This window comes from Kiloniellales bacterium, from assembly GCA_030066685.1.
GTDB lineage: Bacteria > Pseudomonadota > Alphaproteobacteria > Kiloniellales > JAKSBE01 > JAKSBE01.
This window is the reverse complement of record JASJBF010000032.1, coordinates 137,698-150,488: the sequence shown is the minus strand read 5'-3', so window position 1 is coordinate 150,488 and position 12,791 is coordinate 137,698. Positions and strand designations below refer to the sequence as shown.

The following is a 12,791-nucleotide window of genomic DNA, read 5'->3' as shown; positions in this document are numbered from 1 at the left end:
GTGCGGCGACCGGCGCCCCGAAAGCGAGGCCCGAAAGCGAGGGAGGCAAGCGCGTGACGAAGCGAATTCCGGCCCGCGTCCTGGGCGCGGCCACGGCGGTCTTTTGTGCCGCGATGCTGTTCTCCGGCCCGGTGACTGCAGAAACCAGACTGGTGCTGTCGTCCTGGCTGCCGCCGAAGCATCCGATCGTGGTCAACGCGATCAAGCCCTGGGCCAAGCAGGTCGCGGAGGCGACCGAGGGCCGGGTCAAGATCCGCGTCCTGGCGAAGCCCCTGGGCAAACCGCCGGCGCACTTCGACATGGCGGCCGAGGGCGTCGCCGACATCACCTACGGCCTGCACAGCTTCACCCGGGACGAGCGCTTCGCCGCCTCGCGGGTCGGCCAGTTCTCCTTCCTGGGCGACGACGCGGTCGGCGCTTCGGTCGCCTTCTGGAAGGTGTACACCGGGGACCTCGGCGCCGATGCCGAGCACAAGGGGACCAAGCTTCTGGGCCTCTTCGTGCACGGGCCTGGCGCGCTCCACAACGGCGTGCGCGAGATCGAGAGCGCGGCCGACCTGGCCGGGCTGAAGATCCGGGTCCCGGGCGGCTACATCAACGAGCTGATGTCCGGCCTGGGCGCGACCACCCAGTTCATGTCGGCGGGCGAGGTCTACGAGAAGCTGTCGCGCGGCGTGATCGACGGCGTCACCTTCACCATGGAGGCGCTGACCGCCTTCAAGCTGACCGACGACATCAAGTACACCCTGACCGTGCCGGGCGGCCTCTACAACACCACCTGGTTCGTGGTCATGAACCAGGGCAAGTGGGACAGCCTCTCGCCGGAGGACCGTGCGGCGATCGAGGGCGTTTCCGGTGCCGCCTTCGCCGAGCTGGTCGGCGCCGCCTGGAACAAGGCCGACGAGGTCGCCATCGCCAAGATCAAGGAGGCGGGGGTGAAGATCCATCCGGCGTCGCCGGCCTTCCTCGCCGAGGTCGGCCAGCGCGCCAAGGACCTCGAGGCGGCCTGGGCCGCAAAGATGAAGGAACGCGGCCTCGACGGCGCCGCGGCTTTGGCGTCCTTCCGCAGCCAGACCGGGGCCAAGGTGCCGGAGTGAGCCGGCGGACCGAGCGACGCTCCCCCTCATACTTCGACAGGCTCGGCATGAGGGGAAGCAGAGGCTTCCCTCATTTGCCTCACCCTGAGCCTGTCGAAGGGTGAGCTCTCCCCGGTTGCCAGGGAGGTGCGCGCAGGGGGAAGCATGACACCCGATCCATCCCAGCCAAGCGAGCCCGGCACCGTCTTGAGCCGCGCCTTGCACGTCAGCTTCGGCGCGCTCGCGGCGCTCCTGCTGGTTGCCATGACCGCCCTGACCACGCTCGACGTGGTCGGGCGCTATCTCTTCAACAGCCCCGTGACCGGCGCCTTCGAGCTCACCGAGATGATGCTGGCGGCGCTGATCTTCGCCGGCCTGCCGCTGGCCACCGAGCGCGACGAGCACGTCGACGTCGACCTGCTGGACTCCTTCCTGCCGCCCAACGTCCTGCGCGCCAACGTCTTCTTCGCGACCCTGGTCAGCGCCGGCGTGCTGGCGGTGCTCGCCGTACAGCTCTGGAGCCGCGCCGGCCAGCTCGTCGCCGAAGGCACGGTCACCAACTCCCTGGCCCTGCCTTTGGCGCCGGTCGGCTACCTCATGGCGGTGGCGACAGGGGTCAGCGCGTTGCTGCTCCTGGCCAAGGCCCTGCTGATGCTCTGGCCGCTGCTGCGCCGCGGCCGTCAGGTCTGACCAGGGCCGGGCCATGGTCGAATCCCTCCTCGGTTTTGCCGCGCTGCTGCTGCTGATCCTGCTCCGGATGCCGATCGCCTTCGCCATGGCGCTGGTCGGCTTCCTCGGCTTCGGCCTGCTGCGCGGCTGGGACGCGGCCTTCGCCATGGTCGGACAGACCGCCTTCGATTCCGGCCTGTCCTATTCGCTCTCGGTGGTGCCGCTGTTCATCCTGATGGGCAACCTGGTGACCCAGGCCGGGCTGTCGCGGGAGCTCTACGAGGCCACCTACGCCCTGCTCGGGCGCTTCCGCGGCGGCCTCGCCATGGCCTCGGTGGCGGCCTGCGGCGGCTTCAGCGCGGTCTGCGGCTCCTCGCTCGCGACCGCGGCGACCATGAGCAAGGTCGCCATGCCCTCGATGCGGCGCTACGGCTACGCCGACAGCCTGGCCGCCGGCTCCATCGCCGCCGGCGGCACCCTCGGCATCCTGATCCCGCCCAGCGTGCTGATGGTCATCTACGGCATCATGACCGAGACCGACATCGCCAAGCTGTTCATCGCCGGCATCCTGCCCGGCATCCTGGGGGTCGGCTTCTACGCCGCCGCCATCGCTGTGGTCACGCGCCTCAAGCCCGAGCTGGGACCGCGCGGCGAGAGCTTCGGCCTGGGTGCCACCCTGGGCGCGCTCAAGGGCGCCTGGGGCGTCACCCTGCTCTTCCTGGTGATCATGGGCGGCATCTACGGCGGCGTCTTCACCCCGACCGAGGCGGCCGGGATCGGCGCCGCGCTCGGCTTCGGCTTCGCGCTGCTCAAGGGCGGGCTCAGCTTCGGGGTCTTGTTCCCGCTGTTGCTGGAATCGGCGCGAACCACGGCGATGATCTTCATGGTTCTGATCGGGGCGCTGATCTTCACCAACTTCGTCAACTTCGCCGGCCTGCCCGACGTCCTGGCCGGCTTCGTCATCGATCTCGCGCTCAACCCCTACATCGTGATCGCGGTGATCATTGCGATCTACCTGGTGCTGGGCTGCGTGCTCGAGAGCCTGTCGATGATCCTGCTGACCGTGCCCGTCTTCTATCCACTGATGCTGGAGCTGGACTTCGGCGCCGGCATGGATCCGGAGGCGGTGCTGATCTGGTTCGCCATCATCGTGCTGGTTGTAACCGAGATCAGCCTGATCACGCCGCCGGTCGGGCTCAATGTCTTCGTTCTGCGCGGGGTGCTGCGCGACGTCGAGCTGGGCACCATCTTCCGCGGGGTGACGCCTTTCTGGATCGCCGACATCCTGCGGGTCGCCCTGATCATCGCCCTGCCGGCGCTGTCGCTCTTCCTGCCATCGCTGATGTGAGGGCCGCGGCCGTTGCCGCCGCGCTGGCCGGCTGCGATGATCCGAGGCCGGCCGACGGGCCATTCTGGAGGAGAAAAAACACCGTGACGGACTACGCGTTTCCGCCGCCGGAGGTGACCAGCCTCGCCATCGCGGGCAGCGAGCTCGCGTTTCCCGTGCACCGCGTCTACTGCGTCGGGCGCAACTACGCCGCCCACACCCGCGAGATGGGCAAGGACCCCGACCGCGACCCGCCCTTCTTCTTTTCCAAGCCGGCCGATGCCGTGGTGCCGGGCGGGACCGTTCCCTATCCGCCCGCGACCGCGGATCTGCACCACGAGATCGAGCTGGTGGTCGCTCTGGGCGAGGGCGGGCGCAGCATCCCCGAGGACCGGGCCCTGGATCACGTCTACGGCTATGGCGTGGGCATCGACCTGACCCGCCGCGACCTGCAGGGCGAAGCGAAGAAGCACGGCCGGCCCTGGGACACAGGCAAGGGCTTCGACGCCTCGGCACCCTGCACGCCGATCCATCCCGTCACCGCCGTGGGCCATCCAGAGCGCGGCCGGATCTGGCTCGAGGTCGGCGGCCAGCTGCGCCAGGAGGGCGATCTCGCGGAGATGATCTGGACGGTTCCGGAGATGATCGCCCTGCTGTCCGGCCTCTTCCTGCTCAAGCCGGGCGACCTGATCTTCACCGGCACGCCGGCCGGCGTCGCCGCCCTGCAGCGCGGCGATCGGGTCACCGGCGGAGTCGAGGGCCTGGACCAGATCGAGATCGTCATCGCGTGACGGGGGAGAGATGAAGCTCTACGGCTACTTCCGCAGCTCCACCTCGTTCCGGGCGCGGATCGCGCTCAACCTCAAGGGCCTGGACTACGACCAGGCCGCCCTGTACCTGCGCAAGGGCGAGCAGCGCGGCGCCGACTACCTGGCGCTCAACCCCCAGGGCCTGGTGCCGGCGCTGGCGGTCGAGGGCCCGGACGGCCCTGCGCTCATCACCCAGTCGCTGGCGATCGTCGAATACCTGGAAGAGGTCCATCCGGAGCCGCCCCTGCTGCCGGCCGATCCGCTGGGCCGGGCGCGGGTCCGGGCCATCGCCTACGCCATCGCCTGCGACATCCATCCGCTTAACAACCTGAGGGTCCTCAAGCACCTGACCGGGCCATTGGGCCAGCCGGCAGAGGTTCAGGGCGAATGGTTCCGCCACTGGGTGGCGGTCGAGTTCGCGGCCCTGGAGCGGCGCCTCGCCGCAGAGCCGGAGACCGGCCGCTACTGCCACGGCGACGCGGTCACCCTGGCGGACGTCTGCCTGGTGCCGCAGGTCGTCAACGGCCGCCGCTTCGACTGCGACATGGCCCCCTATCCAACGATCCGGCGGATCTTCGAGGCCTGCATGGAGATCCCGGCCTTCGTCGCGGCCGCGCCCCAGAACCAGCCGGACGCCGAATAACGGCGCCGCCACTTGATCCGCATCAAGGCCCCTTGGCCTCAAACCGGGCGAGCATGGCTCCGGTACCGCAGCCGCAGCGGAAGGACACTTGCGATGACGGACACCTACCAGACCCGGCAGATCGTCGAGAAGGCCCTGGCCAACGCACAGAAGGCCGGCCTGGGCGCGACCGCTCAGACCGAACACGCCGTGCGGGCCCTGCTTCAGCTTCGCCCGGAGATGAGCGAGGCGGACGCGGTCAAGGCCGTGCTCAGGGTCGAACGGCCCTACGAGTAGTGCGCTAGCTATCTGAAATTATGGCTTTATATTAGGCCAGATCGATCGCTTAACGGATCCATCCGATCAGGTGGTGCCCTAGCCACCGGGGCGCTGCCCGGTGCCTGGAAGGTCAGCCGTCTCCGGGCTCCGCGTCCGGCTCGCCGCAATGGGCCAGGATCCAGTCCCGGGCCGCCGTCCTCAACTCCAGAGCGGCATCGAAGCCCCGACCTGGCGGCTCGATGGCCGGGCCGATTTCCAGCTCGACCCGGCCGCGCCGAGGAAACCAGTCGCTGTCGCGCAGGATCGAGCGGGTGCCACGGATGGCGGCGGGAACCACCGGCAGCCCGGCCTCCGCGGCGACGACGAAGGCGCCCAGCCGGAAGGGCAAGAGGCCTGCGCCGCGCCCGAAAGTGCCCTCGGGATAGACCACCAGCAAGCGTCGGTACCGGGCCAGGGCGAGGATCTCCTGGGTGTCGGCGACACCGGCGTCGGGGGCCTGCCTTTCGACGAAGAGCACGCCCAGCCGGCGCAGCAGGCTCCCGGCGAAAAGCTGCGGTTCCAGTTCCCGCTTGGCGACGAAGACCGGCTCGCCGGGCAGGGCCGTGGCCATGACCGGCGGATCGAGGTAGCTCGCATGGTTGCAGACCAGGACGGCGCCCTTGGCCGGGATGTTGCGCAGGCCTCTGACCGTGGGGGAGACGCCGGCCAAGCGCAGCAGCGGCCGGCCGAGAGCCCGCACGATTCGCCAGCGCCAGGCAGGGCGCGGGGTCACGCAGACCAGCAGCCAGATCAGAATCAGTCCGGGCCCCATCACCAGCCACCAGTAGCCGGCATGGCCCAGCGTCCCCGCCAGCTGCAGCCAGCGCCGCAGGCGCTGCCCGAGACCCAGGGCGGCGAGCCGCAGCACCTGCAGCCAGAGCGCGCGCGCGGCCTTGCCGATGGCGTCGGTCTCGTAGAGCTGCTTGGCGGCGGCGCGGCGCAGCTTGCCGCTGGAGGTCTTCGGCACGCTGCGCGGCGGCGCCAGGACCACCTCTTCCGGGGGCATCCCGAGCAGCTCGCTGGCCGTTTCCGTGATCCGCTGCCGAAGGGCTTGACGTGCCGCCTCCTCGCTTTCCCGGGTCTCGGCCAGGACCACGATGATCTCGGTCCCAGAGGCCTCGTCCCCGCTGCCGAAGACCGCCACGCAGCCCTTGCGTACGCCAGGTAGGTCGCCGACCGCCTCCTCCAGCTCCTGCGGATAGACGTTGCGGCCGGAGCGGATGATGATGTCCTTGGTTCGCCCCGTGACGTAGACCTCGCCCGCGACCGCGTAACCGCGGTCGCCGGTCTCCAGCCAGTCGCCGTCGAAGAGCGCCCGGGTCGCTGCCTCATTGTTGAAGTATCCTCGTGTCGAGGACGGTCCGCGGAACTGGATGCGGCCTTCCTGACGGTCGGCCACCTCGCGGCCGGTCTCGTCCACGACGCGGATCTCGTGGTTGGGCAGGGCATGGCCGCAGGCGACGAAAGCGAGGGCCGTGGGGTCGTCCGACGCCGCCGGGCGGGCCTCGCCGCGGGTGCTGAAGGCCTCGCGGTCGACGTGGTCGCTCAGCGGGCCGCGGTCCAGGGGCGGGAAGGCCAGGCCGACGGCGTTCTCCGCCAGGCCGTAGACCGGCATCATGGCCTGGCGCCGGAAGCCGTAGCGCTGGAAGCGTTCCGCGAAGCGGTCGAGGGTCTTGGCGCTGACCGCCTCGGCGCCGTTGGCCATCACCCGCAGGGAGCTCAGGTCAAGGCCGGCCAGGGCCTCTTCCTCGATCCGGCTGACGCAAAACTCGAAGGCGAAGTTTGGCGCCGCGGTCAGGGTCGCGCGGTAGCGATGGATCGCCCAGAGCCAGGCCCCGGGGCGGACCAGGAAGGCGACCGGCGACATCACGTAGAGCGGGCAGGCGTGATACAGGCTGCCGAGCCAGGCGCCGATCAGGCCCATGTCGTGGTAGAGCGGCAGCCAACTGACGAAGACGTCGGAGGACTTGGCCTCCAGGGCCTGGCCCATGGCTCGGATGTTGGCCAGCAAGTTGTCGTGGCTCAGGGCGACGCCCTTGGGATCGCCAGTGCTGCCTGAGGTGTACTGGATGAAGGCGAGCGCCTCGCCGTCGCCCGGGGCCGGCAGCTCGTCTTCGCCCTCGATGGAGAGCTCCGCCGTGGTCGCGACCGAATCCAGGGAGTCGACCTGCAGTTCCAGCAGCGTCGCCGCGGGTTTGGTTTCCTTCGAGGCGACCAGGATGCGGGCGCCTGCGCTGCGCAGGATGCCGGCCTGGCGCCGCATGTGCTCCTCGAGCTGGGTCAGCCGCAGGGGCGGATAGATCGTGACCGGCACGGCACCGGCCTGGAGGATGCCGAAGAAGCTGACGAAGAAGTCGGTCCCGGTGGGCAGCATTAGGGCGATCCGGTCGCCGAATGCGATTCCGCGCGCCCGCAGGCCGCGGGCGACGGCCTGGGATCGCTCGGCGAGGTCGCGGTAGGTCAGGGTGGCCTCGACCTCCCGCTCGTCTTTCAGCAGGGTGACCTGGGGGCGGTCGGGATGGCGCTCGAGGTGCCATGCGAGAACCTCGGGCAGGGTCCGGGCCGCGGTCGGCGTCTCCACGACGATCGGCAGTTCCGGGGCCGTCGGAACCGGCGACAGGGCTTCGCCGCCGGCCGGCCGCTCGGCTGCGGTCTCCAGCGCCTCGAGGAGGTCGCCGACGGTCTCCGCCTCGGCCAGCAGCGCCTCGGGCAGCCGGACCTGAAAGGCCGCCTCGATCCGGAGCAGCAGCTCGGAGCGGCCGAGGCTGTCGATTCCCAGGTCGCGGTCGAGGCGGCTGCCCAGATCGAGCGCCAGCCCTGCCTGCCTGCGGGGATGCAGGTCCAGAACGAGGCTCCGGACGATCGCGAGGAGCTTCTCGGGCTTCCGCTCCGCCTGCTCCGGCGCGCCGTCCTGCCGCGCAGGGTCCACAATTTCCGCCATCACAGCACTCTGCCGTAGTCGCCTGCCGGTCTCTTGCTTTGCACCCATTCTAACCTTTTCCGTGCCGGCCGGCATCCGGCGCATGCCGAGCGTCGACCAGCTGCGCCGCCTTGAGACCAGGGACGCCTATGGCCTGCAGCTGCTGCGTGCCTCTGAAGGCTACGACCGGGACGCCGCCCGCCGGTCGCCGAGGGCCCGGGAAGGGGGCGAAGGCGATTTCATCCGTGGACGCCTTGCTCTAGTGTCCGCGCCATGGATTTTGACAGTTTCGGATTTCTTTACGTCGCCTCGGTCTGGGTCCTACCCGTCCTCCTGGCGATCACCCTGCACGAGGCGGCGCACGGCTTCGTGGCTTGGCGCCTGGGCGACGACACCGCGCGGCAGCTCGGGCGGGTCAGCTTCAACCCCTTTCGCCACGTCGACCTCTTCGGCACCGTCCTGCTGCCGGCCATGCTGCTGATCCTCAGGGCGCCTTTCCTCTTCGGCTGGGCCAAGCCGGTGCCGGTCGCCTTCCACCGCCTGCGGCACCCGCGTCGCGACATGGTCCTGGTCGCGGCCGCCGGCCCCGCGGCGAACCTGATCCTGGCGACCGCCTCGGCCCTGATGTTCCACCTGCTGCCACTCCTGCCCCTGTCCGTCGCCGGATGGCTCGGCAGCAATCTCTACAACTCGATCCTGATCAACTTGGTGCTCGCGGTCTTCAACATGCTGCCGCTGCCGCCGCTGGACGGCGGCCGGGTCGCGGTCGGCCTGCTGCCGGACGCCCTGGCCCGGCCTCTGGCAAGGCTGGAGCGCTTCGGCTTTCTGATCATCATCGGCGTGATCTTCCTGCTGCCGATGCTCGGGCGCGAGGTCGGGCTCGATCTGAACGTCTTCTACTGGATCGTCGGCGTTCCAGTGGAGTGGCTCCTGACCTTCTTCGTCACCCTGGCAGGCCTCTATTCCTAGTACCAGGAGCGGTCGACCCGGCGGATTTCGGCGAGCTGGCAGCCGGGCAGCTCGGTCTCGAGGTAGCCTCTGGCGTCCTCGAAATCGGCGGCCCGCAGGGTATGCAAGCGGGCCCGCGGTCGGGCCTGGCATGTCAGGTTCACCCGGTAGCGGGCGCCGGCGAGGAAGTTGCCGACCTCCGAGAAGGGCCAGCGATAGAGGTGCTGGGCGTTGCTCTGCAGCTCGCCCCAGATCAGCCCGGCGACCAGGAGCAGCGCGAGCGGCGGCAGCCCCAGGATGGCCGCCTTGCGGTATCTCGGGCTGCGGTGCTGTCTGAAGCTGAGCTTGCTCAAGGCGGCGGCCCCTTGTCTGCCGCGATTCGGAACCGGCGGGCCTCACCGGCCCTCTAACCAGGATAGGGGATCAGCGTTAGCGGCCGGTTAACCGAGCAGGGGCCGGCTACTTCGTGGGATCGACGGCCACGCCGTTGCGCCGGACGATCCGCCCCTGGTAGTCGTAGACGTAGGTGGCGCGTTCCAGGAACCCGAAGGGGATCTTCAGGCCGATCTCCCTGGCCTTTCGGAAGTTGATCGCGATGTCGGGGGGCGAGACGATGCCGACCCCGACCTCGCCGATCCGAAGCCGGCCTTCCAGCACGTCGATGCCGTAGATCGCCGCCAGATGCGCGTTGCTCTGGAAGCCGATGCCGATGGACAGCACGGCGCTGTCGTCGCCCGCCCGCACGACGTCGGGCACGACGCTCAGCACCGGCACCCGGTCCGAGCTCGCGTTGATCGCCTCGATCTCCCGGAACACCGCTGTGCTGCCGGTGATCCAGAACAGGCTGCGGTCGAGCGTCGGGTCGTTCTTGCGCATGGTCGTCACCGCCCGATCGACCAGACTGGAAAGCTCCTTGGCGGCGACCTTCGGATTTTTGACGTCGAGATACAGGACCCGGACGCCCCGCTTCGCCGCATGGCGCAGCATCGGCTTGGCCTGGGTCTCGACCGCGCTGAGGTTCTGGCTGTTGACCAGGATGCCGAGGTTCTTGAGGTTCGGCTTCAGTTCCATCAGGTAGGCCATCTGGGCCTCGACCGGCATGTTGAGCGACGTGAAGGCGAAGTTCGTGCCGCTGCCGGCCTCGTAGTCCTTCGCTTGGCCCAGCAGGACCGGGTCCTTGGAACAGACCGAGACCACCGGGATCCGGCCGCCGCGGTAGTGCCGCCAAAGCCAGGCCGTAGATTCCGAGCCCATCGAGAAGATCAGCTCGGCACCCCAGGCTTCCGCCTCCGCCAGGGCACGCCGGCCGCGGTGATCGTCCCGATGGAAGTTGATCGCCCGGATCTCCGCATCGAAGCCCTTGTCGTGAAAGAGGTCCAGGATCTTGTTCATGGCCGCGTCGTAGGCGGACGACGGCCGCGGGAACAAAACGACGATCCGGCGCGGCGCGCGAAGGCCGCGGCGCTCGCGGCTGCGGATGCGCAGCTGGTCGGGCTCGCCCCCGAGGTCTTCGAGCAGCCAGTTGTCCAGGTTCCCGGCACTGGGCCGGAACCACTCGTAGTAGGCGGGCTCGGTCGCGGCCGCGGCGGGACCGGCCAGGGCGCCGCAGCAGAGGACCAGAACCAGGCCGATAGGGTGCAGCCCGTAGTTCCGGATCCTCGGGCGGCGCGCCGGCATCACGCCGTCTCCCGCTCGGGGCCTTCGAGCTCGATGCTCGGCGTTCTGACCAGGAAGATCAGGCCGAAGAGGGTGATCGCACCGGCGACCCAGAGCATCAGCTTCGATTCCTGGCCGCCGAGCAGGAAAAGCTGGGAAATGACGATCGGCCCGGCTATGTGGCCGACCCTTTCCAGGAAGCGGTAGGTTGCGGTCAGGCTTTCCGCGCCGAGCTTTCGAGCCAAGACCGATTCGGCGACGTGGGTCACGACCGGCGCGTTGATGAAGCCGTGGGCGATGCCGACGATCGCGACGCCGAGGATCAGGATCGTCGTCGGCAGGGCGGAGTTGGCGGAACCGGGCGGCTGCCAGTCCAGGAAGGCGATCAGGGTCAATCCGGCGCCGCAGATCGTCGCGCCCCAGAACAGGATCTCGTGAGTCCGGCCGATCCGGTCGACGAGCCGCGAAACATAGCTGCTGGAGAGCACGACGGCGGCGGCGTAGATCATGATGATCTGGCCGATGTCCTCTTCGCGGTAGCCTTGCTTGGCCAGGAGCAGCGGCAGGGCGAAGATGATCACGCCGGTCAGGACGGCCTTCGCCGGGATGCCGATCAGCACCATGGTCCGCAGGAAATCGGAATTGCGCAGGGCCAGCGAGAGATGCCGGGCCAGGTCCCTCAGCGCGCCGCCGCCTTGCGCCTCGGCCGGCGCCGCGGCGCGGGCCGGCACCACGAGCAGGGCATAGAGCGCCAGGGCCAGGGCGATGCCGCCGCTGAGGGTGAACATGCCCTCCGGACCGGTGTAGGACACCAGCAGCGAGCCGATCGCCATGCCCGAGATCATGCCGCCCTGGAAGCCGAGGACGATGATCGCCGCACCCTGCGTCTTCCGGCCCGGAGCCGCGGTCGCCAGGATGTAGGACTGGACGCCGATGAACAGCATGCCCTGGCCGATTCCGGAGAGCCCCCTGGCCAAGGTCGCCAGCGCCAGGTCGACCTGCGAAAAGTTGAGCATGAAGAGACCGAGAGCGGCGAGCAGCAGGCCGACGTACATCAGCGGCCGGGCGCCGAAGCGCTGGGCGTAGTGGCCGCTGGGTATCAGGGCCAGGGCGAAACACAGATAGAAGGTCATGAAGGGGATGGAGGCGAAGCCCGCCGAGAGGCCCACCCGGTCGGTGACCTCGTGCATGAACTGCGGCAGGAAGGCGTAGTTCAGGTGCTCGAGAAAGACCGCGACGAAGAACACCGGCTTGACCAGGTCCAGCAGCAGGTTGTCTTCCTTCCCGCTGGCTTCCGCCGACAAGGGCGCGCCCGGCCGGCGCATGCTGCCCGCGATCTGCAGGAACAGGCCGGCCAGAAAGGCCGAAGCGACGAAGAGCGCGGCGAAGTTCTTGACGCTTCGCACGATCCGGCTGAATACGATGTCGCTTGGCAGGGCGACCGCGACCCGGATGTTGCGCGGATCGTCCGGCGGCGTCAGGTCGACGACGTACTCGTAGGTGCCGGTCTGGGTCACCCAGCCCTTGCCGATCAGGTTCTCATCCGTGTGGATCTCGACCCGGCCGTCGATGGTCAGGCCGGCCGCGCTGATGTCCGGGTTCAGCAGCTGGTATTCGCCTAGCACCCGGTCCAGGCCGTCGATCTCGCGGATGTTCAGGTTGAAGGCCACGATGTCGCTCAGCCGATGTCCCAGGGTGTCGGCCAAAGCCTTGGTCTTGGCCTGCACGCCCTCGGAGTAGAGCGAGACCAGCGAGCCGATGACGAAGACCGCCATAGTCAGGAAGGTCATGGCGAAGGCGATCTGCAGCCAGGGCAATCGGCGGGAGCGGATGGCCGGTCCGGCCAGGGATACGAAGACGGTGAAGACGGCCGACAGACAGAGGCTGACCCAGACCAGCGGTTCGAAGCTCTGCCTGACCCGCTCGTCGATCACCGACTGCGGCAAGGAGATCGCGAGGTGGCCGACCACCTCGAACTTGTTCCGGAAGGGCAGGACGACTTGGTAGTGGTCGCGGTTGCGGCGGATCTCGAAGCGCGCATCGTCTTCCAGGCTGCTGCGCCAGACCTCGGTGAACAGCGGCAGACCGGAATCCCGGCTGCTGAAGACGGTCTGTCCGGCGCGGTCGAAGGCGGCGATCTCGGCGATCGAGCCGTCGGACCGGAGGACCGGCTCGACCGTGGTGTTGAAGCCGGCGTATTGCTTCATCGGCAGGCCGGCGCGCAGGAAGGTCTCCATGGTGCCGCGGATGATGCTGCCCTGGGCCTGGATCTTCTCCAGGTAAAACTGCTCGAAGGTCCGCTGCGCCTCGCCGAAGCCGACGTAGATGAGCAGAGTCAGCGAAAGCCCCGAGACCAGCAGCATCGTCAGGGCGTCGAGAAGCCGTCTCTTGAGGGGCTGACCGTCCTTCATCGGCGGGCTACCATCATCCCAAACCCGGGGCCAGG

Annotated in this window: 11 protein-coding genes; 7 read left to right on the top strand and 4 right to left on the bottom strand. The window is 68.8% G+C overall.

The genetic code is table 11. From position 1 onward, the window contains the following. The first annotated feature begins 53 nt into the window (after positions 1-53). From QNJ30_18900 to QNJ30_18875, 6 genes are all read left to right on the top strand, one after another. Complete coding sequence (locus QNJ30_18900; GenBank protein ID MDJ0945542.1) at positions 54-1,097, top strand: TRAP transporter substrate-binding protein; 1,044 nt, start codon at positions 54-56, stop codon at positions 1,095-1,097. A 144-nt stretch (positions 1,098-1,241) separates the two neighbouring features. Further along, positions 1,242-1,766 (top strand): TRAP transporter small permease, encoded by a 525-nt coding sequence (locus tag QNJ30_18895; protein MDJ0945541.1) that lies wholly within the window; start codon positions 1,242-1,244, stop codon positions 1,764-1,766. A gap of 13 nt (positions 1,767-1,779) precedes the next feature. After that, positions 1,780-3,093, top strand: coding sequence for a TRAP transporter large permease (locus QNJ30_18890; protein ID MDJ0945540.1), 1,314 nt, complete (start codon positions 1,780-1,782; stop codon positions 3,091-3,093). A gap of 83 nt (positions 3,094-3,176) precedes the next feature. Further along, the gene (locus QNJ30_18885; GenBank protein ID MDJ0945539.1) at positions 3,177-3,863 is read left to right on the top strand and encodes a fumarylacetoacetate hydrolase family protein; all 687 of its coding nucleotides are present in this window, start codon (positions 3,177-3,179) and stop codon (positions 3,861-3,863) included. A gap of 10 nt (positions 3,864-3,873) precedes the next feature. Beyond that, on the top strand, positions 3,874-4,524 hold the full coding sequence (gene maiA, locus QNJ30_18880) for a maleylacetoacetate isomerase (protein MDJ0945538.1): 651 nt from the start codon (positions 3,874-3,876) through the stop codon (positions 4,522-4,524). A 93-nt stretch (positions 4,525-4,617) separates the two neighbouring features. After that, positions 4,618-4,800 carry a hypothetical protein gene (locus tag QNJ30_18875; GenBank protein MDJ0945537.1) on the top strand — a complete coding sequence of 61 codons (183 nt, stop codon included), beginning with the start codon at positions 4,618-4,620 and terminating at the stop codon, positions 4,798-4,800. 112 nt (positions 4,801-4,912) lie between these two features. On the opposite strand, the gene QNJ30_18870 is transcribed toward QNJ30_18875, so the two are convergent. Continuing rightward, the gene (locus QNJ30_18870) at positions 4,913-7,762 is read right to left on the bottom strand and encodes an AMP-binding protein (GenBank protein ID MDJ0945536.1); all 2,850 of its coding nucleotides are present in this window, start codon (positions 7,760-7,762) and stop codon (positions 4,913-4,915) included. A 252-nt stretch (positions 7,763-8,014) separates the two neighbouring features. Here QNJ30_18870 and QNJ30_18865 point away from each other — a divergent pair, with 252 nt between their 5' ends. Further along, entirely contained in the window at positions 8,015-8,710 is a 696-nt protein-coding gene (locus tag QNJ30_18865; protein ID MDJ0945535.1) for a site-2 protease family protein, read from the top strand. Here the strand turns inward: QNJ30_18865 and QNJ30_18860 are convergent. The 3 genes from QNJ30_18860 to QNJ30_18850 form a co-directional block, all read right to left on the bottom strand. Then, positions 8,707-9,042: a hypothetical protein gene (locus tag QNJ30_18860; protein ID MDJ0945534.1), complete on the bottom strand. Its 336-nt coding sequence runs from the start codon at positions 9,040-9,042 to the stop codon at positions 8,707-8,709. The two genes, QNJ30_18865 and QNJ30_18860, sit on opposite strands and share 4 nt — an antisense overlap. A 106-nt stretch (positions 9,043-9,148) precedes the next feature. Further along, positions 9,149-10,366: an ABC transporter substrate binding protein gene (locus QNJ30_18855; GenBank protein ID MDJ0945533.1), complete on the bottom strand. Its 1,218-nt coding sequence runs from the start codon at positions 10,364-10,366 to the stop codon at positions 9,149-9,151. Then, positions 10,366-12,756 (bottom strand): MFS transporter, encoded by a 2,391-nt coding sequence (locus tag QNJ30_18850; protein ID MDJ0945532.1) that lies wholly within the window; start codon positions 12,754-12,756, stop codon positions 10,366-10,368. The genes QNJ30_18855 and QNJ30_18850 overlap by 1 nt, the downstream gene beginning before the upstream one ends. Positions 12,757-12,791 lie beyond the last annotated feature (35 nt).